Source organism: Bradyrhizobium sp. CCBAU 45384 (genome assembly GCF_028128665.1).
In the GTDB taxonomy this organism is placed as follows: Bacteria; Pseudomonadota; Alphaproteobacteria; order Rhizobiales; family Xanthobacteraceae; genus Bradyrhizobium; species Bradyrhizobium manausense.
Genome location: NZ_LBIZ01000120.1, coordinates 589,527 through 614,290, shown reverse-complemented (window position 1 = coordinate 614,290; position 24,764 = coordinate 589,527). Strand labels below are relative to the sequence as shown.

The following is a 24,764-nucleotide window of genomic DNA, read 5'->3' as shown; positions in this document are numbered from 1 at the left end:
CCCCCTGTCAAACCCCCTCCGACGGCGCCCGATCAGTTCTTGTAGATCTGATCGAAGACGCCGCCATCGGCAAAATGGTCTTTCTGCGCCTTGGTCCAACCACCAAAAACGTCGTCGATGGTGAATAGTTCGACCTTGGCGAAGGAATTTTCGTATTTCTTGGCAATTTCGGTATCGCGCGGCCGGTAGAAATTGCGCGCGGCGATCTCCTGACCTTCCTTTGTATACCAGAACTGGAGGTAGGCCTCGGCAACGCTGCGGGTGCCCTTCTTGTCGACGACCTTGTCGACCACCGCGACCGGCGGCTCCGCCAGGATGGATTGGCGCGGCGCGACGATCTCGAACTTCTCCGGGCCAAATTCCTTCAAGGCGAGGTAGGCTTCGTTCTCCCATGCGAGCAGCACGTCGCCGACACCACGCTCGACGAAAGTCACGGTCGAACCACGTGCGCCGGTGTCGAGCACCGGCACCTGCTGGTAGAGCTTGGCGATGAAATCCTTGGCCTTGTCGGCCGAGCCGAACTTCTTCTCGGCATAGCCCCACGCCGCGAGATAATTCCATCGCGCGCCGCCCGACGTCTTCGGGTTCGGCGTGATCACGGCGACGCCCGGCTTGATCAGGTCGTCCCAGTCCTTGATGGCTTTCGGATTGCCCTTGCGCACCAGGAACACGATGGTCGAGGTGTAGGGTGATGAATTCTGCGGCAGGCGCTTCTGCCAGTCGGCGGCAGTCAATCCCCTGGCCGCGATCGCGTCGATGTCGTAGGCGAGCGCGAGCGTCACCACGTCTGCCGGCAGGCCATCGATGACGCTCCGCGAGGACGCGCCCGAGCCATTATGCGACTGCTTGATCTCGACGCTCTTGCCGGTCTCCTTCTGATAGGCGGTCGCGAACGCCCTGTTGAAGTCGACATAAAGCTCGCGCGTCGGATCGTACGACACGTTCAGCAGATTAATGTCGGCGGCGAGAGCCGAGCTTGCCAAGAATCCCGTAACGAGCAGTCCTGCTGCGAGCGGAACGATACGGCGCATCATGTCCATCTCCATTCACATCGACGACAGCGGCGGCGTCGATGGCAGGCATAACTCGGGGCGAAACGCGCTTAAGTCAACGGAACCGGATTTTCTTGTTTGTAGAAAGGCAGCGTGCCTGTGCTACGAAGTCTTCATCGTATGGATGCCGCATTCTGTCTTGGCGCGGCCACGCCAGCGACCGGCGCGCTCGTCCTCGCCTTCGGCCGTTCTGCTCGTGCAAGGCATACACCCAACCGAGCGAAAACCCGACGCCGCAAGCGGGTGACGCGGCAATTTGGCGCGGACGAAGATCGCTTCCAGTTCCTCGCGCGAGACATTGGCGAACGGGTTGAACTTCAACCGCGCACCATCGTCCTCGACGACAGGAATATCGGCGCGCGCATTGCCCTGAAATCGCTTGCGGCCGTTGAGCCAGGCCGAGAACGGCTTGAGCGCCCGCGCGAGCGGCTCGACTTTGCGGATACGACAGCAGGCATCGGGATCGGAGAACCAGAGGTCGCGGTCCGGATCTTCGCGCGTCAGCGTCTCCTCGGCAGGCCTGATCGAGCGGACGTCTTTCAGGCCAAGCGTTTCGATCAGCGTGTCGCGATAGGCCAGCGTCTCCTCGAACAGCCAGCCGGTGTCGAGAAAGATCACGGGGATCGCCGGATCGACGTCCGCCATCACCTTCAGCAGCGTCGCCGATTCCGTGCCGAAGGACGACACCAGCGCGAGCTTGTCGCGCCCGACCGCCTTCAGCGCAGCCGCGATGACCTCCGCGGGCGAGGCATCGCGCAACGCACGATCGAGCTCCTCCGCCGAAGGCAGCGTGGACACGGACGAGACCTGAGGCGCGATGGCGTTCACGTGCCGACACCCTCGGAGTGACGCAGCTGCATGCGCCGGTGCAAGGCCGTGATACGGCCGTCGCCGGTCGGCTGGTAGAACACCGAGTAGCGCTTTGCGGTCTGCATGAAGGCTTCGGCGTCCGCCTGCTTCTTGACCTCGAAGGAATCGAAGCCGGCGCGCAGCATGAACACGAACTGGTCGCGCAGTATCTGGCCGGTCGCGCGCAGCTCGCCGCGATAATTGTAGCGCTCGCGCAGCAGCCGGGCCTGGCTGTAGGCGCGGCCGTCACGGAAGGTCGGGAACACCAGCGCAACGGCGGCGACCTTGCCGAGATACGGCACGAGCTCGTCAATATCGCGGTTGTTCGGCCAGATCACACCGACCTTGCCGGCGCGCTTGACCAACGCATCCGCCTCCGCAATGAAGCGCTCGGCCGGCACCAGGATGTCGCCGCCCTCGGGCAGCGGCGTGTCGACGGCCAGCTTGACGAAACTGTCGTCGACGATTTTTCCGCCATTAACGAGTGGCATAGACGCGCTCCTTGAAGGGTTCGACGCCGAGGCGCTTCACGGTGTCCATGAACAGTTCTTCGGGCCGCTCGCGCAGCGCGAGATAGGCCTCCACGACGTCCTCGATGACATCGGCGACTTCGTCGAACTTGACGCCCGGACCGATCAAGGTGCCGAGCGCAGCGTTCTCGTCGGCGCGGCCTCCGATGGTGATCTGGTAGACCTCCTCGCCGTTCTTCTCGACGCCGAGAATGCCGATATGGCCGACATGATGGTGGCCGCAGGCATTGATGCAGCCGGAGATGTTGATGTGCAGACGGCCGATCAGGTTGGCGAGCTCGTGGTTGGCGAACCGCCGCGTCAGCTCCTGCGCGATCGGGATCGAGCGCGCATTGGCCAGCGAGCAATAGTCCAGGCCCGGACAGGCGATGATGTCGGTGATCAGATTGACGTTGGGCGTGGCGAGGCCAAGCTTGTCGAGTGCCTTCCACAGCGCCGGCAGATCGCGCTTGGCGACGTGCGGCAGCGCCAAATTCTGTTCGTGGCCGACGCGGATCTCGCCGAACGAATATTTGTCGGCGAGATCGGCCAGCGCCTCCATCTGCTCCGCGGTAGCATCGCCCGGGGGCTTGCCGATCGGCTTCAGCGAGATGGTCACGATGGAATAGCCCTGCACCTTGTGCGGGGCCACCGAATTCTTGCGCCATGCCTCGAAGTCGGCGTCGGCCGCGGCCTGACGCAGTTCGTCCGGCATGTGCGGCAGCTTCTCGTAATTCGGGTAGGAGAAGCGGGAGCGGATGTCCTCGATCACCTCGTCGTCGATCTGGAGCGAGGAATTGCGGATGTGCTGCCACTCCTCATCGACCTCGCGCGAGAATTTCTCGATGCCGAGCTCGTGCACCAGGATCTTGATGCGCGCCTTGTAGATGTTGTCGCGGCGGCCGTACTGATTGTAGACGCGCAGGATAGCCTCGATATAGCTGAGGATATCGCGGCCATGCACGAAATGCTTGATGGTCTTGCCGATGAACGGCGTGCGGCCGAGACCGCCGCCGACCAGAACCTCGAAGCCGGTCTCGCCCTTCTCGTTCTTGATCAGCTTCAGACCGATGTCGTGGATCTTGATCGCGGCGCGGTCATGATCCGACGCGGTGATCGCGATCTTGAACTTGCGCGGCAGGAACGAGAATTCCGGATGCAGCGTGGTGTGCTGGCGGATCAGCTCCGACCAGATGCGGGGATCCTCGATCTCGCCGGGTGCGACACCGGCCCACTGGTCCGAGGTGACGTTGCGCATGTTGTTGCCGGAGGTCTGCATCGCATGGATGCCGACCTTGGCGAGATCTTCCAGCGCGTCCGGCAGCTCGGCGAGCTTGATCCAGTTGAACTGGATGTTCTGCCGCGTGGTGAAATGGCCGTAGCCGCGGTCATATTTGCGCGCAACATGGGCGAGCGCGCGCAGCTGGTTCGTCGCCAGCGTCCCGTAGGGAATCGCCACGCGGAACATGTAGGCGTGCAGTTGCAGATAGACGCCGTTCTGGAGGCGCAGGATCTTGAACTCGTCCTCGGTGAGTTCGCCCGAGAGGCGGCGCTTCACCTGGTCGCGGAACTCCGAGACGCGCTCGTTGACGAGCGTGCGGTCGATTTCGTCGTAAGCGTACATCAACTAATGCCTTAAGCCTGGGCCGACTGACCGATGGTCACGCCGGTGCGGCGGATCTGTTCGCGCAGATTGCCGGGTTCGATCTTGCCGTCTGCGCCGACCTGCACCGGGGCGATATAGGCTCCCACGGCCCCGACGTCATCAGCCACGGATTCAGCAAGCAACGTTTTCGCCTCGTCGGAGTTGCGCACGATCGCGGCTTCCGAGAGGTCTGCGGACCAGCTCTTGGCGGCAGTGCGGTAGACCACGATGCCGTCCCAGGTCCGGTTGGCGGTCACAACCGAGGGGCCGGCGATTTTGATCTTCTTCTGTTCAAGCGGGGAGGTCATTCGGCTGCATCCAATAGGTCAGAGATGATTTGCTTTGGGGTTTGACGACGAAGCGACCCGGCATGCCGGACCACGTCGCCGATGATGAGGATGGCGGGACCGCCATGGGTCTGCCGCACCAGCTCAGGCAGGTCGCGCAGCATGCCGATCGCGCCTTGCGCGTCCGGGCGCGTGACACGGGCGAACACGCCAACCGGCGTCTCCGGCGAGCGGCCGGCGGCGAACAGGCCGGCGCGCACGGCAGGTGCCGCGGTCATGCCCATGTAAACAACGACGGTCATTTTGGCGTCGGTCAGCGTCGACCAGTCGACGGTCTCTGCATCGCGCGCCTTGTGCGCCGTGAGGAAGGTGATGCGAGTGGCTTCATGACGGTAAGTGAGCGGCACCTCGAAATCGGCAGCGCCGCCGAGGCCGGCGGTGATGCCGGGGATGATCGAATAGGCAACACCCGCCGCGCGCAGCGCCTCCACCTCTTCGCCGCCGCGGCCGAATACGAAGGGATCACCGCCCTTCAGTCGCACCACGCGCTGGCCGGCTTGCGCGGCCTCGATCATGCGCTTGTTGATGGCGTCCTGGCCGATGCCGGGCTTGCCGACGCGACGGCCGACCGCAACGCGCGTGGTATCACGACGAATGCGATCGAGAATCTCCCCCGAGACCAGCTCGTCGTGGAAGACGATGTCGGCATCCTGCAATGCGCGCAGCGCCTTGATGGTGAGAAGGTCGGGATCGCCGGGGCCGGCGCCGACCAGCGCAACCGAGCCTTCCGGCTTGTCGTCACGCGCAAAATCGGACGGATCAGAAATAGCCTTCACCGCCGCGCCGGCCTCGCTCTTGCGGCCAGCCAGCACGGCTGCGCCGATCGGACCATCGATCACGCGCTCCCAGAAGCGGCGGCGCAGCGGAAACTCGGCGATGCGCTCGTTGATGGATTTGCGGAAGCCGCCGATGAACTCGGCGAGCTCGCCGATCCGCGCCGGCAGCAGCGCCTCGATCTTCTCGCGCACGCGCCGCGCCACCACCGGCGAGGTGCCGCCGGTGCCGATTGCGACCACGACATCGCCGCGATCGACGATGGCCGGGAAGATGAAGCTGGAATGTTCGAGGTCGTCCATGACGTTGACGGGCAGACCAAGCGATTTTGCCCGCGCCGACATCGCCACGCCAATATCGCCTGCGCCGGCGGCGACGATCGCAATGACACCGGCAAGATCAGATGCGAGCGGATCGCCGGTCGCGATCTCGATACGCGCGGTGTCGTCGGAGTGCAGACCCAGATCGTGATTGCCGTCGATCGCGTACACACGGATGCGCGCGCCGGCAGCGGCGAGCACGCGCAGTTTTGCGCGCAAAAGCTCACCCGCGCCGATGAGGACCACCGGGCCGGCCTTGAGATCGAGGAACACCGGCAAGAACCGCATGCGATACTCGCTTCCCCCACATCCGGGGTTGACTGGAATTATTTTCTATATATGTGTCATTTCGAGCGTGCAAAGAGAAATTTTTTTCTTCTCTTCCGCACCGCAACTATAGAAAATTCGCCTCCAAACGCAAAGTGGCAGAGATGCATCTTCTCAAGACCGATTCCGGCACAGATGGGCTGAGCTTCGCAGCTTCCGTTTCCGAGCAAATTCCGGTCGAGCAGACCGCCCCGAGCATGGACCATCTCGACCAGCTCGAAGCCCAGAGCATCTACATTTTCCGCGAGGCGTTTGCGCGTCTGAAAAAGATCGCCCTGCTGTGGTCGCTCGGCAAGGATTCCAACGTGATGATCTGGCTGGCGCGGAAGGCGTTCTTCGGCCGCGTGCCGTTCCCGGCGCTCCACGTCGACACCGGCAAGAAGTTTCCGGAGATGTATCGCTTCCGCGATCACTACGGAAAGGAATGGGAACTCGATCTGCGCGTCGAGCCTTGCCCGCCCATCGATGCCGTCGACCCAACGCTGCCGCCCGCCGCCCGTTCCGCCGCGCGCAAGACCGAAGGTCTCAAGATGGCGCTGGCCAAATACGGCTTTGACGGCCTGATCGCCGGCATTCGCCGCGACGAGGAAGCCACCCGCGCCAAGGAGCGCGTGTTCTCGCCGCGCGGCCTCGAAGGCAATTGGGACGTCCGCGACCAGCCGCCGGAGTTCTGGGACCATTTCAACGCCTCGCCGCCGCAGGGCGCGCATTTGCGCATCCATCCGATCCTGCATTGGACCGAGGCCGACATCTGGGCCTACACCAAGCGCGAGAACATCCCGATCATCCCGCTCTATCTGGCCAAGGACGGCAAGCGCTATCGCTCGCTGGGCGATCAGGACATCACCAATCCGGTCGCATCGTCAGCGTCGAACATCGACGAGATCCTGGCCGAGCTCGAACAGACCAAGGTGCCGGAGCGTGCCGGCCGCGCGCTCGACCACGAGACCGAGGACGCTTTCGAGCGCCTGCGCGTCGCCGGCTATCTCTGACTTCAAGGACGCATCGCGGTCATGAACATGCTCGTCACCCCCACCTCGCCCGCCACGCCGAACGGGACCACGCGTCCGCAAGTGCGCATCGTCATCGTCGGCCATGTCGACCATGGCAAGTCGACGCTGGTCGGCCGCCTCCTGCATGAGACGGGCAGCCTGCCTGACGGCAAGCTTGAAATGCTCAAAGCCGTCAGCGCGCGGCGCGGCATGCCGTTCGAATGGTCGTTCCTGCTCGACGCGCTCCAGACCGAGCGCGACCAGGGCATCACCATCGACACCACGCAGATCCGCTTCCGCACCAATTCGCGCGACATCGTGCTGATCGACGCGCCCGGCCATGCCGAATTCCTGCGCAACATGATCACCGGCGCCTCGCAGGCCGACGGCGCGGTGCTGATCATCGATGCGCTCGAAGGCGTGCGCGACCAGACCCGCCGTCACGGCTATCTCCTGCACCTGCTCGGCGTGAAGCAGGTCGCAGTAGTCGTCAACAAGATGGACCGCGTCGACTTCTCCGCTGATCGCTTCAAGGAGATCAGCGACGAGATTTCCGCGCATCTCAACGGCCTCGGCGTGACGCCGACGGCGGTGATCCCGATCTCCGCGCGCGACGGCGACGGCGTTGCGGAGCGCACCGGCCGCATCGGCTGGTACAAGGGTCCGACCGTGGTCGAGGCGCTGGATCGGCTGGAGCCGGCGCGGCCGCTGGAAGCGTTGGCGCTGCGGCTGCCGGTGCAGGCGATCTACAAGTTCGACGATCGCCGCATCGTGGCAGGCCGCATCGAATCCGGCAGCCTCATCGCAGGCGACGAAATCGTGATCATGCCGGCCGGCAAGATCGCCAGGATCAAGTCGGTCGAGAGCTGGCCGGTGACGCCGGTCGGCAGCCGCCAGGGGGCGGGCCGCTCGGTCGGCATCACGCTCGACCGCGAATTGTTCGTCGAGCGCGGCGATATCATCGCGCATGCGAGCGCCGCCCCGCGCGAGACGCGGCGGCTTCGCGCGCGCATCTTCTGGCTGCACGACAAGCCGCTCGCCAAGGGCGATCAGCTCTTGGTGCGCTGCGGGCCGAAGGAAAGCCGCGCCACGGTCGTCGCCATCGAGAAGGCGGTCGATCCGGGCGAGCTCTCGAGCAGCGAGAACAAGGCGATCGGCCGCAACCATGTCGGCGAGATCGACATTTCTCTTTCGAATCCGATTGCAACCGATCCCTACACCGAGAATCCGCGCACCGGCCGTCTCGTGATCGAAGTCGCGGGGCGCATCGCCGGCGGTGGCCTGGTGCTGTCGGTCGATGCCGGCCAGCGGGCCGTGCCCGTCGATATCGTGCCGGTGGAATCGGCGCTGCGTCCCGACGAGCGCTCCGCGCGCTATCGCCACAACGGCGCCGTGGTCTGGCTTACGGGTCTGCCGGCCTCCGGCAAGTCGACGCTGGCAAAAGCACTGGAGCGGCGTTTGTTCACCAATGGCGGCTCGCCCATCCTGCTCGACGGCGACACGCTGCGCGCCGGGCTCAACGGCGATCTCGGCTTCTCCGCCGCTGATCGCAGTGAGAACATCCGCCGGCTTGCCGAGGTCGCGACGCATCTGGCGCGCAATGGCCATATCGCGATCGTCGCCGCCGTCTCCCCGTCGCGCGAGGACCGTGCCACCGCCCGCCGCATCGCCGACATCGCGTTCCGCGAAATCCACGTCGCGACACCGGCGCAAGTGTGCGAAGAGCGTGACCCCAAGGGCCACTACAAGAAGGCCCGCGCAGGTGCGCTGGCCTCCTTTACAGGCATCGGCAACGACTATGAGACGCCGCAAGCCGCTGAACTCGTGATCGACACGTCGAAGCGGACGGTTGCGGATGCCACGGATGAGATCGAGCAGATGCTGAAATCGTCAGGCGTGCTGTTCGACGAAGTCGTGGACCTCGCTGCGAATATTTGAGGCGGCCGATTGTCGCGCCACATCATCGGTGTCGTCCCGGCGAAAGCCGGGACCCATACCGCGTGACCTTTCGGTGGGGATGAGGTGCGAGTCCCGGACTCCTAATCTTCGCCCAATTTCTCCCTGTGGTTATGGGTCCCGGCCTTCGCCGGGACGACACCGGGGAGAGATCGCGCCCATCACTTTGGCATTTGCCCCCCTAGGTGCCGTCCTCACGCGCCCACACTCCGTCTTGACATTTTGACAGACGCTCAGGGGTCTTCTCACCGCCCCGATTTTGAGGCTAATAGGTCTCGAAAGCTGCCCCCTGTGGGCGCATTTTGCTGCTGCCGGGTCAAAAGCAGCCAAAAACAGCCATTTCCAACAAGAAAGCCCATCATGAAACGCGTCGACGCCCACGGATTGAAGATCGCCCCCGTCCTTTTCGATTTCATCGCCAAGGAAGCCGCCCCGAAAACGGGGATCGCGCCGGATGCGTTCTGGGCCGGGGTGGCCGCGCTCATCAAGGAATTGGGGCCGAAGAACCGCTCGCTGCTGGCCTTTCGTGATCAGCTCCAGGCCAAGATCGACGACTGGCACCGCGCCCACAAAGGCAGGGCGTTCGACCTCGACGCCTACACCGCTTTCCTCAAGGAGATCGGCTATCTCGTCCCCGAGCCGGCGACGCAGAAGGTCGAGACCGCCAATGTCGACGAGGAGATCGGCAAGATCTGCGGCCCGCAGCTGGTGGTGCCGCTCACCAATGCGCGCTACGCGCTGAACGCGGCGAATGCGCGCTGGGGCTCGCTCTATGACGCCTTCTACGGCACCGACGCGATCCCGCACGATCCGTCCGAAACCGGCAAGGGTTACAACAAGGCGCGCGGCGACAAGGTGATCGCCAAGGCCAAGGCGTTCCTCGATACCGCCGTACCGCTCGCAACCGGCAGCCACACCGACGTCACCGCCTATAGCGTCGTCGCCGGCCAGCTCGCGGTGAAGCTCAAGAGCGGCAACGCCACCGCGTTGAAGAACGCCGCGCAATTCGCCGGCTTCCAGGGCGATGCAGCGGCGCCTTCCGCCGTCCTGCTCGTCAACAACGGCCTGCATGTCGAGGTGACGATCGACCGTGGCAGCGCGATCGGCAAGGACGATCCGGCCGGTGTTGCCGACATGATCATGGAGGCCGCAGTCTCCACCATTCTCGACATGGAAGACTCCGTCGCCGCGGTCGATGCCGAAGACAAGGTGCTGGTCTACCGCAACACGCTCGGCCTGATGAATGGCACACTGTCCGCCGATTTCGAGAAGGGCGGCAAGACGCTGACGCGTTCGCTCAACGCCGATCGCAGCTACAAGACACCTGATGGCAAGGGCGAGGTGAAGCTGCATGGCCGCAGCCTGCTCCTGATGCGCAATTGCGGTCACCACATGTTCACCGACGCGGTGCTGGACGAGAACGGCGAAGAAGTGCCGGAAGGCCTGCTCGATGCCGCCGTCTCCGGGCTTCTTGCCATTCATGACTTGAAAGGCAACTCCAAGGTCAAGAACAGCCGCACGGGCTCGGCCTATATCGTCAAGCCGAAGATGCACGGCCCGGACGAGGTCGCGTTCACTTGCGAGATATTCGACCGCGTCGAGAAGATGTTGTCGCTGCCCGAGAACACGCTCAAGGTCGGCATCATGGACGAGGAGCGGCGCACCACCGTCAACCTCAAGGCCTGCATCCAGCGCGCCTCCAAGCGCATCATGTTCATCAACACCGGCTTCCTCGACCGCACCGGCGACGAGATCCACACCTCGATGGAAGCGGGTCCGATGATCCGCAAGAACGAGATGAAGGCGCAGGCCTGGATCAAGGCCTATGAGGATTGGAACGTCGACATGGGCCTGACCTGTGGCCTACCCGGCCATGCCCAGATCGGCAAGGGCATGTGGGCCGCGCCCGACAAGATGGCAGACATGCTGGCGCAGAAGCTTGGCCATCCGCAGGCCGGCGCCACCACGGCGTGGGTGCCCTCGCCGACCGCCGCGACCCTGCACGCGCTGCACTACCACCAGGTCAATGTCATCGCGCGCCAGCAGGAGCTGACCAAAGGCGGCCCGCGCGCAAAGCTCTCGGACATTCTCACCATTCCGGTCTCGAAGTCGAACTGGGCGCCCGATGACGTCAAGCAGGAGATCGACAACAACTGCCAGGGCATTCTGGGCTACGTCGTACGCTGGATCGACCAGGGCGTCGGCTGCTCCAAGGTGCCCGACATTCACGATGTCGGCCTGATGGAAGACCGCGCCACCTTGCGCATCTCCAGCCAGCATCTCGCCAACTGGTTGCACCAGGGCGTCATCACCGAGGCGCAGGTGATGGAATCGCTGAAGCGCATGGCCGTCGTCGTCGACAAGCAGAACGCGGGCGATCCGATCTACAAGCCGATGGCGCCCGCCTTCGACGGCGTCGCCTTCAAGGCCGCCTGCGACCTCATCTTCAAGGGGCGCGAGCAGCCGAACGGCTATACGGAGTACATCCTCACTGCCCGCCGCCGCGAGGCCAAGGCGGCCGGTTAAATCGCCGCACCGCGCGGCCGGGAACGGCCGCGCGCCGATCGAGTTGTACGGCCATCAACCCATGGGAGATGGTCATGGACTGGAATCGCATCGAAGGAAACTGGAAGCAGTTCAAGGGTTCCGCCAAGGAGAAATGGGGCAAGCTCACTGACGACGACCTCAACGTGATAGAGGGACGTCGCGAACAGCTCGAGGGCCGACTCCAGCAGCGCTATGGCATCGCCAAGGACCAGGTCCGGCAAGATGTCGACGACTGGCTCAAGTCATTGCACTAAGCGGCGGTCACACGCGAAGGAAGCCCCGGCTGCTGCCGGGGCTTTTCTTTTTAAGGGGTCGCAGCCGGCTAGAACACCGCGAGATATTTCAGCAGCGACACGATGCCGATGATGATGACGATGACACGCGCGATCTGTTTGGCGCGCCCGTCCATCGGCAGCATGTTGATGAGATAAAGCACGAGGATGACGACGAGGAATGTAACGAGGACGCCGACCAGCATTGCAAGCCCCCTTCAGGCCAGTTGTTAACGAGATCTAACGTCGAGGCTTCGCATCGGGTTCCATGCCGGAAACCCATGCATTCGACAGTGCTTTTCGGCTGAAAGGGGCGCGCCATACAGCAAAAATGACCTGCGAGCGGCCGTAATCCTGCGGTCGCGACCAAGTCTTTACGCTTTTATGGCCAAATGCCCGGAGACTGCCGCCGAGCGAGGCGCAAATGCCCGCTCTGCGCCCCCGATTGAAGCCAGGGGCGCGGTGGAGTTCTTCACTGCCGGGGGGACGGGCGCCATGCTGAACCGCTTGACGGTATCTGCACTGCTGAGAAGCGTGATCCTGACCACGTCATGTTGCGTGGTCGTCGGGGCCTCGCTGATCGCCTGGGATTCCTGGCAGCGCCTCCAGATTGCCAACCGCATCGCCGTCATCGCTGACGCATCCGCCGACATGTTCAAGGCGATGGACCGGATGCGGGCCGATCGCTCCACGTCGAACCGGGTGCTCCACAACGATCAATCGCTGGATCCGGCGATCGAAAAATATCTGCGTGACCTGCACGACGTGGAGATGCCGGCAATGGCCCGTGCACGCGGTCTGCTCGGCAGCATCGACTTTACCGAGAAGCCGGCGCTGCTCTCCGAGTTCGACCGGCTGTTCGGCGCGCTCGGAGCTATGCAAAAGGAATTTTGGCAGGAGATCGCGAAGCCCAAGGCGTCGCGCCGCGTCGCTCTCGGCAGGGAATACATGGATACGGAAACCGCACTGGTCGTATTGCTCGACAAGGTGTCCGGAATTCTCGCCGCCTCCATCAACCACCAGGACGCGGCCGTCGATCAGTTTCTGATCATCAAGCAGGCGGCCTGGCTGCTGCGAAACACGGCGGGCGACGCTTCGATTCTCGTTTCCAACGGTCTCGGCGCCGGAAAGGTCACTCCGGAGGCACGACTGTCCTACGTCAAGCTGGTCGGGGGTGTCGAGGCCGCCTGGAAGGGGCTCGAGGTCTCAATCGGCGGCATGCAATTGCCGGCGGCGCTCTCGGACGCGATCGCCAAGAACAAGAGCGCTTATTTCGATCCGCAATATGTGGAGCTGCGCGATCGCCTGATGAATGCGCTGGCAGCGGGCGAAAAGCCCGAGATGGTGGCCAATGAATGGAGCCCGCTCAGCGTCGCGCGGCTGGGTGCCGCAGTCGGCGTGGCCGAGGCTGCGCTGGACGGGGCCAGCGAGCACATTTCCGCTCAGCGCGCCTCCGCGCTGCAGGCACTGGCCCTGCAGCTGGTGCTGGTGCTCCTTGCGATCTGCCTCGCCGTCGGTCCGATGCTGGCTGTGAGCCGCCGTGTCATCAAGCCGCTGCATGACATGCGCGACGCCATGTTGAAGGTCGCGGGCGGCGATCTTTCGGTTGAGACGGGATACGAAGACAGGATGGATGAGATCGGCGCGCTGGCCGGTGCACTGGAGACATTCAAGCAGCAGGCCACCGACAAGCTGGAGATCGAAGCCAAGGAACGCGAGCGCAACGCTGCGGCAGCGACCCGTCAGCGTGCCATGGAGAGCCACATCGGCGAATTCGAAGGGCTCGTACGCAAGGCACTCGATGAGCTCAGTGAAGCCTCCGGCCAGATGCGAAAAACCTCATCCGATCTCTCCGCAGTGTCGCGGCAGACCAATGATCGCGTTCGTTTCGCCGAGAAGGCTTCTGGAGATGCCTCGCTGAGCGTCGACAGTGTCGCCGCCGCGTCGGAGGAGCTGAGCTGCTCCATCAACGACATCAGCCAACAGGCAGCGCATGCCGCAGGCATCGCCAGCCGGGCCGTGTCTCAGGCGCAGCAGACCGACGGCACAGTGCAGGGACTTGCCCGATCAGCGAGCCGCATCGGCGAGGTCGTCGGCCTGATCAACACCATCGCGGCGCAGACCAACCTGCTGGCGCTCAACGCCACCATCGAGGCCGCGCGCGCCGGCGAAGCCGGCCGCGGCTTTGCGGTCGTCGCCTCCGAGGTGAAATCGCTGGCGAGCCAGACCGCGAAGGCGACGGACGAGATCTCCGAGCAGATCGCCGACATCCAGAAGGTTGCGGGGGATGCCGTCAACGCGATCCAGGCGATCGGCGGCATCATCGGCGAGGTCAACGAGGTCGCCACCGCGATCGCGGCCGCCGTGCAGGAGCAGGGCGCGGCGACGCAGGAGATCACGCGCAGCACCCAATATGCCGCGCAGGGCACCAAGAACGTCTCCGACAACATCTCCGGCGTGAAGGCCGACGCCGACAGCGCGGCCGGTGCAGCTGACAACGTCAAGCAGGCCTCCGAATTGCTGGAGACCCAGAGCCGCCAGCTCGGCGATCAGGTCAGCGATTTCCTGGGCAAGATCCGGGCGGCGTAGGCTGTTCTACTCCTTCGCCACCACCGGCAGCTGGCGGAATTTTGCCCGTACGGACTCCGGCAGGGGCGAGAAATTCATCGCGACGCCGCGGCGGTCGTCGGCGTTGCGGTTGGCGATGACGAGGCCGTCGTTGCCCGCGACGATGTCGCCCTTGCGCAGGGTTGGGTCGTCCTCGATCTTGACCTGGGCAAGCCCGACAGGGTCCTTACCGTTGCAGGTACAGCCCGCGACGACCTCGTTGCGGTAGCGGAAAGCATTGGGCAGATCGGAATAGGATTTGCCCCTGTCCGTGGTGGCCTCGTCGATGCTGCTACCATAGACCAAGGACGTCTCTGAAGCCGGGCAAAAGCTCTTGCATGATTGCGTCTTGCTCTCCGCATCATTGCCTTGCGCCGGGAAATAGCGGCCATCGCAGCCACGCACGCAATAGGCCGTGCCGCCGCCATAGGACGCGCGCTGGCGCGGCGCGTCATAGCGCGGCATGTCGGCATTCGGGAACGGCACGCGAATCTCCGGCGGCGGCCGCATGCGGAAGCCCCCGAACAGCGCCGAGAAGAAGTCCTCCGCATGCGCCGCGGGCGCGAGCGCAAGGCCAAGCGAAGCGACCATGACGAACGCCGCGGCGCCCCCAGCGAGCTTGCTGATCGAACGTCTCATCATGTAACCTCACTCAACTCGTCAATCCACCGACGGCGCCAAGACGTTCAGCGCCTGGCGCCCGGAGGGTAGTGCCGTCACCGCCGGCCGCTTGCGGACGGGATCACCCCCGCGCGCCATCAACGGCGCATTCTTCGGCAGCACCACGACCTTGGTGCCGACGTTGACGCGGTTGAACAGGTCGGTGACATCCGCGTTGGTGAGGCGGATGCAGCCGGACGAGACGAACTTGCCGATCGTGGTTGGATCGTTGGTTCCGTGGATGCGATATTCGCTGGAGCCGAGATACATCGCGCGCGCACCGAGCGGATTGCCCGGACCGCCGGCGACGAAGCGCGGCAGATAGGGCTGGCGCGCGATCATCTCCGCCGGCGGATGCCAATCCGGCCATTCGGCCTTGCGGCTGATGCTCTGCACGCCCGACCAGGTGAATCCCTCGCGGCCGACGCCGACGCCGTAGCGGATGGCGCGCCCGTTGCCGAGCACGTAATAGAGATAAGTGTCGGCGGTATCGATGACGATGGTGCCGACGGGCTCATTGCGGTCGAAGCTCACGATTTGCCGGCGCAGCCGGTCGGGCAGCACTGCTTCTTCGTCGGTGGCCTCGGGCGCCTCGCTGGCATAGCCCTGCGAATGCGTCTGGCCCTGGGGATAGGCCTGCGGCTGCATTGGCGCATAGCCTGAGGTCTGCGCCTGAGCCGCGAACGGCACGGTCAGCAAGGCTGTCGCGAAGGCACAAGCGGTAACGACGCGCGGCGCGAAGCTGCGGCGGACGACGGAGAACTTTGTCATGTGCTGCCCCGTTGGATGTGTGCATCTGGGTGATGCTGCTGGCCGATAAACGCGGGAGCGCCGACTCAAGTTCCGCCGCCCTTTGCGGCAGATGCGTCACAGTCAAGCGAGCTCAACTTCACGAAGCCGCGACGGAACCTCGGCACATGGCGCGCGTTCTCCTGTGAGCAATGGGCGCGCGGAGGCTTCCGTGCGGGGAGAGATATTGTGCGCGTCCTTCCCAGTGAACGTCTGATCTCCGGCAACGACGAGGGTTCTCCGCTTCCTGACAGCCATATCGAGCTGCCGCCGGTGATCCGCCGTACCGAGTTCGTCGCCTTTGCGCTCGCCGGCTTGCTTTTGATCGCCGTCGTCGCCGTGCTCTATATCGCCAAGGCGTTCTTCCTGCCTGTCGTGATGGCCATGGTCGCCGGCACGATGCTGTCGCCGGCCGCCACCTTCCTGGAAAGGCGGCGCGTGCCGCGCGCCATCGGCGCCGTCCTCATCGTCATTGCGGTCACCGCGATGGTCGCGTTCGTGGTCGCACTGATCGCCGCACCCGCCATGGAATGGAGCTCGCGCTTGCCGGAGCTGGGAGCGCAGCTGAAAGACAAGCTGCATGTCTTCGACCGGCCGCTGGCGCTCTGGAGTGAGCTGCAGGCCATGGTCGGCGGCTCGGAGGGACTGCCAAGCTTCCAGATTCCCAAATTCGAATGGGTGCAGCCGACGCTGGAATTCCTGTCGCCGACTTTCGCCGAATTCCTGCTGTTCTTCGCCACCCTGATCCTGTTCATCGCGAGCTGGGGAGATTTGCGGCGCGCCTTGATCATGACATTCGGTGAGCGCGACGCGCGGCTGCGCACCTTGCGCATCCTCAACGAGATCGAAGTCCATCTCGGCAACTACCTGCTGACCGTGACCGTCATCAATATCGGCGTCGGGATCGCCACAGGCATCGTGTGCGCGGTCACCAGAATGCCAAATCCGGCCGGGCTTGGTGCGCTTGCGGCTGCGCTCAACTTCATTCCCATCATTGGTCCGGTTGCAATGTTCGCCATATTGGCCATCGTCGGTGTCCTGGCGTTCCCGACCATCGGCGGCGGCCTGGCTGCGGCGATCGCCTTCGGCGGTATCACCTTCCTGGAAGGGCACTTCGTCACGCCGACCATCATCGGCCGCAGGCTGGCACTGAATGCGCTGGCGGTCTTCGTCGCCCTCGCCTTCTGGACCTGGCTGTGGGGACCGATGGGCGCCTTCCTGTCATCTCCGCTGCTGATCGTCGGGTTGATCCTGAAGGAGCATCTGTTGCCGGAGGATGCCCCCCAGCTCCCGCCGGAGTGACGGCCGCCGCAAACGGAACTTCCCCGAAGACGACGCGTTTTCCGGCTATCTCCGCCGACAGCTTTGGAGCCCTTTGATGTCAATGACCAATGGCGAAGCCGGGACGAGAGACTGGATCGACAAAGCCACCGCAGAACGCCTCGAGAAGGATGTAGCAGCCGTGAAAAGCGATATCGCCGCCCTCACCGATCAGATCACCGACGCCCTCAACACCTTCGCCAACGCCACGGGCAAGCAGGCCCGGCGCGGCTACAAGCAGGCGCGCGACAACATGGATTCGACGCTCGACGATGTCTCGGAGCGCGGCAGCGCGATGATGGACGCGGCGCAGGATGCCTATGGCTCGATCGAGGAGACGCTGGAAGAGGCGATTACGCAGCGGCCGCTCGCGACCGTCGGTGTCGCGCTCGGCATCGGCTTCCTGATCGGCTTTGCCTGGCGCCGCTGAGGCGCGATGAATAACGAGGTCACGACGGCCGTCGCTGCCGTGACCAGCAGGTCGTGAATTGGCTGGTGAGGATCCGAGGAGCAAGGCTGTGTTTCAGCGTATCATCGACGGCATCAGCGCATCGACGGGCACGACCGTACGATTGACCTCGCTTGCGGCAGGTGCGGCGCTCGCGCTGTTCATCACCACATGCTTCCTCTGCGCCGCGGCCTTCATCTCGGTCCTCGACAAATACGGCCCGGTTCAGGCCTGCCTTGCCGGCGCCGGCATCTTCTTCCTGCTGACGCTCGCTGCCGCCGGAAGCTATTGGGGCTACAAACGGGAAATCCAGACACGCGCCCGTATCGCGGCCGAGCGCGCCGCGAAGGCCGCTCCGAGCATGCTCGCCGATCCCATGCTGATCGCCACAGGCCTGCAGATCGTCCGCGCCATCGGGGTCAAGCGGCTGCTACCGATCCTGGCGATCGGGGGCGTTGCGCTTGGCATCATGGCAAGCCGCATTGGCGTCCCCGACGAGGCACCGGCCGAGCCCGCCGAATAGGACCGAGTCACGCTAAGAAAGTTGCGCCGCCAACCGAGCAGGAAGGGTCGCGGCGACTCGACGCGCCGCCTCTGCGCAATATTTCGCCAGTCGCGGAAAATCCTTGTGGCCTCACGTAATCGCTACTCGGATAGGCAGACGGTTGCCGTTAAAAGCATCGCCCTGATTCCAATTGAAATAATTAGCAATGAAGCCGTCCGTCAAGGCGAACCTCGCCGCATTCCAACACGACGCCAGGCTCTATTTGACGCTCGGCATTGCCAACTGGTCGGTGTTCGTCGACCACATTCCGAACAATGTCGTCAATCTGCTGACGCTGCGCAACTTCGGCTTCAGCGGCGCCGCCGACCTGTTCGTGTTCGTGGTCGGCTATGGCGTTGCCATCATCCACGGCAGGATGGCGCTGGAGCGCGGCTATGTCGTCGCCGCAACACGCATCTTTCGTCGCGTCTGGCGGCTCTATGCCGCCTATGTGGTGCTGTTCGTGATCTACATCGACGCCATCGCTTACGTCGCCTCGCAATCGATGGCGCCGGAGATCATCAGCGAGTACAACATCTCGGGGATTCTCGAGCACCCCTTGCGCATCCTGGTCCAGGGATTGGTGCTCCAGGAAGAGCCGCTCAATCTCGACCTTCTGCAGCTGATGATTCCGCTGATGGCATTCTTTCCGCTTGCCTTGTGGGGCCTGCTGCGACGTCCGAACGTGACGCTGGCGGCTTCTGTCGCGCTCTATCTGGCTGCACGCCGGTTTGGCTGGGCGTTTCACGCCTATCCTGACCTGGAATGGACATTCAACCCGCTGTGCTGGCAGATGCTGATGGTGCTGGGCGGCTGGTTCGCCGTCACCGGCGCGTCAGGACACAAGCTTCACAGGCTCTCGTGGCTTCGCGTGCTCGCCGGCGCCTATCTCGTGCTCGCGATGGCCATCACCTTGATGCGCCATTCGCCGACGCTCTCTACTTATTTGCCTGACATCGTGCTCAACGCCATCTCGCCGACCGACAAGGAAAATCTGGCGCCCTATCGCGTGCTCCATTTCCTCGCGCTCGCCTTCCTTGCGACCTATCTCATCCCGTCTGACCATCCGGGGCTGCAATGGAAGTCGCTCCAGATGGTAATCAAATGCGGCGAGGAATGGCTTGCCATATTCTGCATCGGCGTCTTCCTGTCTTTCGCCGGCCATCTCATCCTGATCACCGGCGCCAATCTGGTCGTGATGCAGATCGGGGTGAGCCTGGCCGGTTTCGCCGTGATGACGGTGGTGGCCTATTATATTTCCTGGTCGAAGCGCCAGGACGAGCCGGCGGCCTTGCGGCAACGGGCCTGATTATCGTGCGATTTTGCTAGGCCAGGAACCTCCGCTGCGCTATGCGGAATGAGGTGGCCCTGTGGCAATGGCGGCCTCTGCGCAAGGAGAGACCGGCTTGGTCATGGCGAAACACACGAGCGATGCGGCCGAGGGTGCACCCCGGCGCGGCCGGCCGCGATCCATCGAGACCACCAACGCCATCCTCGAAAGCGCCTATGCGCTGATGGCTGCGACCGGCCTTGCCGCGACCACGATCGACGCAGTGGCACGCCACTCCAACGTCTCAAAGATGACCATCTACAAATGGTGGCCGTCGCGGGAGGCGCTGCTGATCGACGCCTTTCTCCATCACGCCGCCCAAATGCTGCCGCTGCCGCCGGCGAGCGCGGGCACGCCCGCCGTGCGCGCCCGCCGCCATGCCGTGGCCTATGCCGAAGCCCTGCAGGGCGAATTCGGCAAGGTGCAGCTTGCCGTGATCTCCGAATGCATCTCCAAGACCGGCTCGGCCGAGCTGTTCTATGCCCGCTATCTGCAATTCCGCCGCGACGCGCTGGTGGAGATGATCGCGGCCGGCCAGCGCGACGGCAGCATTCTGGCGCAAGCGCCGGCGGAAGATCTCTACGACGCCATCTATGGCAGCCTGTTCTACCGCTACGTCTTCGGCATCGCGCCGATCACGCCGGCCTATGCGCGGTCCCTGGTCGACCTGGTCTTGCGGCCGAAGGGCTAAAGCCGGCGCACAAGATACGGCCCAATCTCACAACTTCCCAGAGGAGCATCGTTCCCATCATGGTCAAGCGCATCCTGCCCTACGAAGGACTGCTCCACGAAGTGGTCGAGCATGCAGGCGTTCTCTACATCGGCGGAATCGTCCCCGAGGACACGAGCCAGGACATGTCGGGTCAGGCCAATGATGTGCTCGGCCAGTTGTCGCGTCTGCTCGAGACTCTCGGATCCGACATGGCCAACGTCCTGCAGGTGACGATCTTCATGACTGATCTCAGCGAGAAGGCTGCATTCAACGCGGCCTGGAAAGCGCATTTTGCGGGAGCTCATTTGCCGGCGCGTGCCGCCGTCGGCGTGGCCGATCTCGGCCCCGACGTCAAGCTCGAGATGACCGCCATCGCGGCTCGCGTGAGCGCGGCCTGAAGCGCGGGCGACAAGCCTGCCTCGCGCCTACTTCGCCGGGCGCACCGGTGCGGAAATCTTGTCCGTGCGGTCGCGCTCGCTCATGTCGACGACCGTCTCCATCGGCGCCGTCAGCTCGTAGACATAAGAGACGTCGGTGAAGTAGCGCTTGGCGTTGCCGCCGAGCGCTTCGGGCGCGACGCGGTCGAGCAGGATCAGGCCGAAATCCGAATCCGGGCGACGCGTCGCCTCGCTGGTGTTGAACTCCTCCCAGCGGAAATGAAACACAGTCTCGGGCTCCTCACCCGTCACCGTCCAGTTCGCGGTGATGTGTGGATGCTTGCCGACCAGCGACAGGCCTTCATCCGAATGCGAGGCGAGCTCGAAGAACAGCAGCGACAGGCTTTGCGCGGCGCGCGCGCTGACGGCGATATCAGGGCCGCTGACGGCGATGCGGTCAGCGTGCGGAATCGCGCGCGCCTCGAACAGGCCCTTCAGCTTGACGCCCTGCCATTGGCTCTCGCTGAGCAGCGAGACCACGTTGGACATGGCGTGGATGCGGCCGATCAAGAGCTCGCGCGCAACGTCGATGTCGGAGCCATGGCGCAGCGTGCGCGTCACGATCGACTGGATCACCGCGAGGATGTTCTTCACGCGATGATTCAGCTCGTCGATAACGGCCGTCAGCCGCCGCTCGAAACCGATCCGCACCTGGATCTCGCGGCTAAGCCTTAAGTTGTTATAGGCGACGTAACCGAACAGGCCGCACACCATCGCGGTGATGGCAAAGCCGATCGCCGCCACGATGATCGCGGTCTGCTCGGCGCGCCGCGCCGAATTGGTCTTGGCGTAATAGCCGAGCTGCCAGTCGCGGCCGCCGAAACTGATGGTGCGCGTCGCCGACGGTGCCGGCCCGTCCGGTGACGTCATGCGGGTCGAGACGACGCCCTGGTCGCTGGCAACGAGCTCGCTGCCCTCCTTGCGCGGATCCTTCAGCGCGACCGAGAACAACGACAGGTCGTCATTGGTCAGCATCAGCGAGGCCAGCTCGTAGGAAAACGTGATGAAGCCGGCCGGCTCGGTCGCGCCTTCGGGAATGACGGGGGCCGCCACGATGACGCCGATCGGTCCGTTCTCACGCAATAACGGTATCGGATCGGAGGCAACCGATCGTTTCTCGACCCTGGCCCGGGTCAGCATCGCACTGCGAACCGGGTCGTCATCATAGCTGCGGCCTGGCAGCGTCTTGGTCTCGTCGCTGCGCGGCTCGAGGTCCATCAGCACATCTATCGGCTGCGTTACGCTTGCCGGATCGATTGGCTTGTCGTTGAAATCACGGATCTGCGGCTTCGGGAAGCCGGCGGCGGCAAGGGCGGCCTGCGCCGCGGCGAGCTCGCTCGGGCGAAGCCGGGCAACCCAGCCGGCCACCACGAAGTCGGTCTTGAAGGCGTAGATCGCCGAGCGCAGCGGCTCCAGCATGTTGGGCTTCAGCACCGATGGCGCCCGGAACAGGCCTGAGGCGACACGCGCCAGCAGCTCACGCTCGGTTGAGCGGTCCTGGACCAAGCTCGCATGAACGTCGATCGCGCGCGCCAGCGCGATCCGGTCCAGCGCCAGCTCCTGATCGTGGACACGATAAGCCGCAAGCCCCGAGAGCAAGGCTCCGAGCAGAGCGATGAAGCCGATGATGAAACCCAGCCGGACCACGCGACTACTCAGGCGAAGGAAGAAGGTCGGCAACAAACACGGAGCATATGAACGCCGCTCGAACGGCCCTGTGCCGAAACAGGGTGGACCCCAGTGGCAAGGATAATGACGGAGGAGGCATCTGTACGCAACTTGGGTCGCCCAAAAAGCTTAATACGCCCGGCCGATCGTCCGACCATCTGCGGCTTTGCCCCGGGCACCGGAGGTAGATAATCGCCGTGTCCGAAATTTGTTCCGTTGGCTGCGTTTTGCCTTAGGCGTTAACGGCGGGAAAGGCCTGCGCCGCGTCGCCGCGGCCCGTTAGCCCGTCCGCTTCAATCCGCTCGTTTCAGACCACCTTTGGTCTCGATGAAGCTGACGATGCGATCGAGCCCGTCGCTCTTTTTGAGATTGGTCATGACAAAGGGGCGCTCGCCGCGCATGCGTTTGGCATCCGTGTTCATCTTCTCCAGGGACGCACCGACATGAGGCGCGAGGTCGATCTTGTTGATGACCAGGAGGTCGGAACGGGTGATGCCCGGGCCACCCTTGGAGGGGATCTTGTCGCCGGCTGCAACGTCGATCACGTAGATGGTGAGGTCGGCAAGCTCCGGGGAAAAGGTGGCAGCGAGATTGTCGCCACCGGATTCGATCAGCACGAGATCGAGCCCGGGAAATTTCGCGCGCATGTCGGCGACCGCCGCAAGGTTCATCGAGGCGTCCTCACGGATCGCAGTGTGCGGACAGCCGCCGGTCTCGACGCCGGCGATACGATCCGGCGTCAGCGAACCCGAGCGCACAAGGAATTCCGCATCCCATTTGGTGTAGATGTCATTTGTGATCGCTGCGATGTCGTAACGCTCGCGCATGGTCTTGCAGAGCAGGTCCATCAGCGCGGTCTTGCCCGATCCGACCGGGCCGCCGACGCCGACGCGCAAAGGGCCGTGAGAAGTTGCCATTTAGTTGCTCTCTATTAAATGTCGTCCCGGCGGAGGCCGGGACGACGCTGTGGCAAGATCGTGCCTCATGACCGAAACAGCCGCGTATATTGCGTCTCGTGGCGCAGGCTGGCGAGATCGGCGCGAAAGGTTGCACTGCCGAGATCGTCCAGTGTCGCGCTCAGCGCCCGGCTCGCGGTCGCAGCGACGGCAGTTTCCAGCCTCACCAGCACGCGCTGGCTGTCGGTCTGGCCGAGCGGAATCAGCCGGCTCGCCGCGGAAATCCAGTTCGAGACCAGCGCATGCAGGAAGGCGTGCAGCGTCGCTGCCAGGGGCACGCCGTGCAGCGCGGCGACAACGCCGACCGCAACGGGATAGACCAGTGGTGTGCGGCATGCCGCGACCATGGCATCCAGGCCGTCCGCATCCCACGCCGTGCGCGAGATGTCGATGAAGGCGCGGCCTTGCGAGGTGGTTTCGAGCTGCCGCTCGCGCGACGGCACGAAGGCGGCGGCGAGCTCGGCGACGTCGCTCAGAGCAGCATCTTCGCCCGCCTCGGCGGCACGGTAAGCATGAACGAGAAACGTCGCGTCACAAGCGCCGGAGCCGTCACTAAGCATGGCATCGAGCCAATTGGCGAGCGACGAGACGTCTGTGATATCGCCGGCCTCAACTGCCCATTCGATGCCGCTGGAATAGGAGAAGCCGCCGACGGGAAACGCCGGCGACAGCCACGTCATCAGCCGGTACAGCGCCGCCGCCTCGCGTTCGGCGAGGTCGCCGGGACCGTCAGGCTCATTTGTGGTCATGAGCATGCTTGTGGCCGTGATGATGGTCGGGATGGTCGCAATGTTCGTCATGATGATGGTCGTGATCATGCCCATGGTCATGCGCGGCATGACCATGATGATGATCATGGCCGTGATGATGATCATGGTGACCGTGATCATGATGTGCATGATCGTGATGGCCGTGATCATCGTGGCCATGCGCATGGCCGGCATCGGCGTAGGCCCCGCCCTCAGGATCGAACGGCGCCTCGATCTCGACCACCCTCGCGCCAAGCCCCTTCACCATGGCTTCGATGACGTGATCGCGGCGAATGCGCAAGGCTTTGGTCATGAGCTGCGTCGGCAGATGGCGGTTGCCGAGATGCCAGGCGACGCGGATGAGGTGGTGCGGATCGCGGCCGCGGATCTCGAGCAGCAGCTCGGGCGCTGCCACCACTTCGACGAGCCTTCCGTCCTCCAGCACCAGCGCATCGCCGCCGCGCAACGCAACGGCGTTCTCCAGGTCGAGCAGGAATTCGAGGCCCCGCGTCCCCGTCATCGCCATGCGGCGGCGGTGCCGATCGTCGAAATCGAGCACGACCGTATCCGCCGGCGCTTCCGCGAAGCGGTGCTGTCCCTTAACCTGCGTCGCCCGGATCATTCGCTGTTACCTCGTCTCGACCTTCTCGGGCGTGATATATTCGATCTTCGGCGGCGCCGTGAAGCACTTTACCGCGACCCGGCCGAACGTCTTCATGTGCTCGGCGGCACGATGTGGCCCCAGCGCCTCCATGTTCTCCCACTGCTCGACGAACACCATCTTGGTGGGATCGGTCACGCTCTCGTGCAGATCGTAGGCGATATTGCCGGGCTCCTTCCGCGTCTCCTTGATGCAGGCGGTGGCGGCTGCGATGAACTCGGCGCGGGTTTCGGGCTTGATGGTCAAGGTGGCGACGACGTAGATCACGAGAAATCCTCCCGGCTTTTCTTCTC

25 protein-coding genes are annotated in these 24,764 nt (G+C 64.0%); 11 read left to right on the top strand and 14 right to left on the bottom strand.

Features of this window, described 5'->3' with window-relative positions:
* Window positions 1–32 precede the first annotated feature (32 nt).
* The 6 genes from XH80_RS42655 to cysG all read right to left on the bottom strand — a co-directional run bounded on the left by XH80_RS42655 (window position 33) and on the right by cysG (window position 5,784).
* Window positions 33–1,034, bottom strand: coding sequence for a sulfate ABC transporter substrate-binding protein (locus XH80_RS42655; protein WP_271603789.1), 1,002 nt, complete (start codon window positions 1,032–1,034; stop codon window positions 33–35).
* 120 nt (window positions 1,035–1,154) lie between these two features.
* Window positions 1,155–1,880, bottom strand: coding sequence for a phosphoadenylyl-sulfate reductase (locus XH80_RS42650; RefSeq protein ID WP_271603788.1), 726 nt, complete (start codon window positions 1,878–1,880; stop codon window positions 1,155–1,157).
* Window positions 1,877–2,392, bottom strand: a complete 516-nt coding sequence (locus XH80_RS42645; protein WP_271603787.1) for a DUF934 domain-containing protein — start codon at window positions 2,390–2,392, stop codon at window positions 1,877–1,879. Before XH80_RS42645 ends, XH80_RS42650 begins: the two co-directional genes overlap by 4 nt.
* On the bottom strand, window positions 2,379–4,034 hold the full coding sequence (locus XH80_RS42640; protein WP_271603786.1) for a nitrite/sulfite reductase: 1,656 nt from the start codon (window positions 4,032–4,034) through the stop codon (window positions 2,379–2,381). Before XH80_RS42640 ends, XH80_RS42645 begins: the two co-directional genes overlap by 14 nt.
* A gap of 11 nt (window positions 4,035–4,045) precedes the next feature.
* Entirely contained in the window at window positions 4,046–4,363 is a 318-nt protein-coding gene (locus XH80_RS42635) for a DUF2849 domain-containing protein (RefSeq protein WP_057759385.1), read from the bottom strand.
* A complete protein-coding gene (cysG, locus tag XH80_RS42630; protein ID WP_271603785.1) occupies window positions 4,360–5,784 on the bottom strand; it encodes a siroheme synthase CysG in 1,425 nt (474 codons plus the stop codon). Before cysG ends, XH80_RS42635 begins: the two co-directional genes overlap by 4 nt.
* 236 nt (window positions 5,785–6,020) lie before the next feature.
* On the opposite strand from cysG, the gene cysD reads away from it, so the two are divergent.
* The 4 genes from cysD to XH80_RS42610 all read left to right on the top strand — a co-directional run bounded on the left by cysD (window position 6,021) and on the right by XH80_RS42610 (window position 11,572).
* Window positions 6,021–6,815 carry a sulfate adenylyltransferase subunit CysD gene (gene cysD / locus XH80_RS42625; RefSeq protein ID WP_057759901.1) on the top strand — a complete coding sequence of 265 codons (795 nt, stop codon included), beginning with the start codon at window positions 6,021–6,023 and terminating at the stop codon, window positions 6,813–6,815.
* A 21-nt stretch (window positions 6,816–6,836) separates the two neighbouring features.
* Window positions 6,837–8,753: an adenylyl-sulfate kinase gene (cysC, locus tag XH80_RS42620; protein WP_271603784.1), complete on the top strand. Its 1,917-nt coding sequence runs from the start codon at window positions 6,837–6,839 to the stop codon at window positions 8,751–8,753.
* Between the two features lie 378 nt (window positions 8,754–9,131).
* The gene (locus tag XH80_RS42615; protein ID WP_271603783.1) at window positions 9,132–11,297 is read left to right on the top strand and encodes a malate synthase G; all 2,166 of its coding nucleotides are present in this window, start codon (window positions 9,132–9,134) and stop codon (window positions 11,295–11,297) included.
* 74 nt (window positions 11,298–11,371) lie between these two features.
* On the top strand, window positions 11,372–11,572 hold the full coding sequence (locus XH80_RS42610; protein WP_220002113.1) for a CsbD family protein: 201 nt from the start codon (window positions 11,372–11,374) through the stop codon (window positions 11,570–11,572).
* A 68-nt stretch (window positions 11,573–11,640) separates the two neighbouring features.
* Here the strand turns inward: XH80_RS42610 and XH80_RS42605 are convergent, their stop codons facing one another.
* Window positions 11,641–11,796: a Thivi_2564 family membrane protein gene (locus XH80_RS42605; protein WP_008546817.1), complete on the bottom strand. Its 156-nt coding sequence runs from the start codon at window positions 11,794–11,796 to the stop codon at window positions 11,641–11,643.
* Between the two features lie 289 nt (window positions 11,797–12,085).
* On the opposite strand from XH80_RS42605, the gene XH80_RS42600 reads away from it, so the two are divergent.
* Window positions 12,086–14,179: a methyl-accepting chemotaxis protein gene (locus XH80_RS42600; RefSeq protein WP_271603782.1), complete on the top strand. Its 2,094-nt coding sequence runs from the start codon at window positions 12,086–12,088 to the stop codon at window positions 14,177–14,179.
* Between the two features lie 6 nt (window positions 14,180–14,185).
* Here the strand turns inward: XH80_RS42600 and XH80_RS42595 are convergent, their stop codons facing one another.
* Together XH80_RS42595 and XH80_RS42590 are read right to left on the bottom strand one after the other, a co-directional pair.
* Window positions 14,186–14,839, bottom strand: a complete 654-nt coding sequence (locus XH80_RS42595) for a DUF2865 domain-containing protein (protein WP_271603781.1) — start codon at window positions 14,837–14,839, stop codon at window positions 14,186–14,188.
* A gap of 18 nt (window positions 14,840–14,857) precedes the next feature.
* Window positions 14,858–15,628: a L,D-transpeptidase gene (locus tag XH80_RS42590; RefSeq protein WP_271603780.1), complete on the bottom strand. Its 771-nt coding sequence runs from the start codon at window positions 15,626–15,628 to the stop codon at window positions 14,858–14,860.
* Between the two features lie 207 nt (window positions 15,629–15,835).
* Between XH80_RS42590 and XH80_RS42585 the strand changes: the two genes are divergently transcribed.
* The 6 genes from XH80_RS42585 to XH80_RS42560 all read left to right on the top strand — a co-directional run bounded on the left by XH80_RS42585 (window position 15,836) and on the right by XH80_RS42560 (window position 20,398).
* Window positions 15,836–16,948 carry an AI-2E family transporter gene (locus XH80_RS42585; RefSeq protein ID WP_271603779.1) on the top strand — a complete coding sequence of 371 codons (1,113 nt, stop codon included), beginning with the start codon at window positions 15,836–15,838 and terminating at the stop codon, window positions 16,946–16,948.
* A 76-nt stretch (window positions 16,949–17,024) separates the two neighbouring features.
* Window positions 17,025–17,396, top strand: coding sequence for a DUF883 family protein (locus tag XH80_RS42580; protein WP_057759400.1), 372 nt, complete (start codon window positions 17,025–17,027; stop codon window positions 17,394–17,396).
* 88 nt (window positions 17,397–17,484) lie between these two features.
* A complete protein-coding gene (locus tag XH80_RS42575; protein WP_271603778.1) occupies window positions 17,485–17,937 on the top strand; it encodes a hypothetical protein in 453 nt (150 codons plus the stop codon).
* 187 nt (window positions 17,938–18,124) lie between these two features.
* On the top strand, window positions 18,125–19,267 hold the full coding sequence (locus tag XH80_RS42570; protein ID WP_271603777.1) for an OpgC domain-containing protein: 1,143 nt from the start codon (window positions 18,125–18,127) through the stop codon (window positions 19,265–19,267).
* 103 nt (window positions 19,268–19,370) lie between these two features.
* Window positions 19,371–19,979 carry a TetR/AcrR family transcriptional regulator gene (locus XH80_RS42565; protein ID WP_220002120.1) on the top strand — a complete coding sequence of 203 codons (609 nt, stop codon included), beginning with the start codon at window positions 19,371–19,373 and terminating at the stop codon, window positions 19,977–19,979.
* 59 nt (window positions 19,980–20,038) lie between these two features.
* Entirely contained in the window at window positions 20,039–20,398 is a 360-nt protein-coding gene (locus tag XH80_RS42560; RefSeq protein ID WP_271603776.1) for a RidA family protein, read from the top strand.
* Window positions 20,399–20,425: 27 nt separating this feature from the next.
* Here the strand turns inward: XH80_RS42560 and XH80_RS42555 are convergent, their stop codons facing one another.
* The 5 genes from XH80_RS42555 to XH80_RS42535 form a co-directional block, all read right to left on the bottom strand.
* The gene (locus XH80_RS42555; protein ID WP_271603775.1) at window positions 20,426–22,084 is read right to left on the bottom strand and encodes a CHASE domain-containing protein; all 1,659 of its coding nucleotides are present in this window, start codon (window positions 22,082–22,084) and stop codon (window positions 20,426–20,428) included.
* Window positions 22,085–22,398: 314 nt separating this feature from the next.
* Entirely contained in the window at window positions 22,399–23,022 is a 624-nt protein-coding gene (gene ureG / locus XH80_RS42550; protein WP_271603774.1) for an urease accessory protein UreG, read from the bottom strand.
* 65 nt (window positions 23,023–23,087) lie between these two features.
* Window positions 23,088–23,816 (bottom strand): urease accessory protein UreF, encoded by a 729-nt coding sequence (locus XH80_RS42545; protein WP_333931555.1) that lies wholly within the window; start codon window positions 23,814–23,816, stop codon window positions 23,088–23,090.
* Window positions 23,797–24,432: an urease accessory protein UreE gene (ureE, locus tag XH80_RS42540; RefSeq protein ID WP_271603773.1), complete on the bottom strand. Its 636-nt coding sequence runs from the start codon at window positions 24,430–24,432 to the stop codon at window positions 23,797–23,799. The genes XH80_RS42545 and ureE overlap by 20 nt, the downstream gene beginning before the upstream one ends.
* A gap of 6 nt (window positions 24,433–24,438) precedes the next feature.
* A complete protein-coding gene (locus XH80_RS42535) occupies window positions 24,439–24,738 on the bottom strand; it encodes a putative quinol monooxygenase (protein WP_057759418.1) in 300 nt (99 codons plus the stop codon).
* Window positions 24,739–24,764 lie beyond the last annotated feature (26 nt).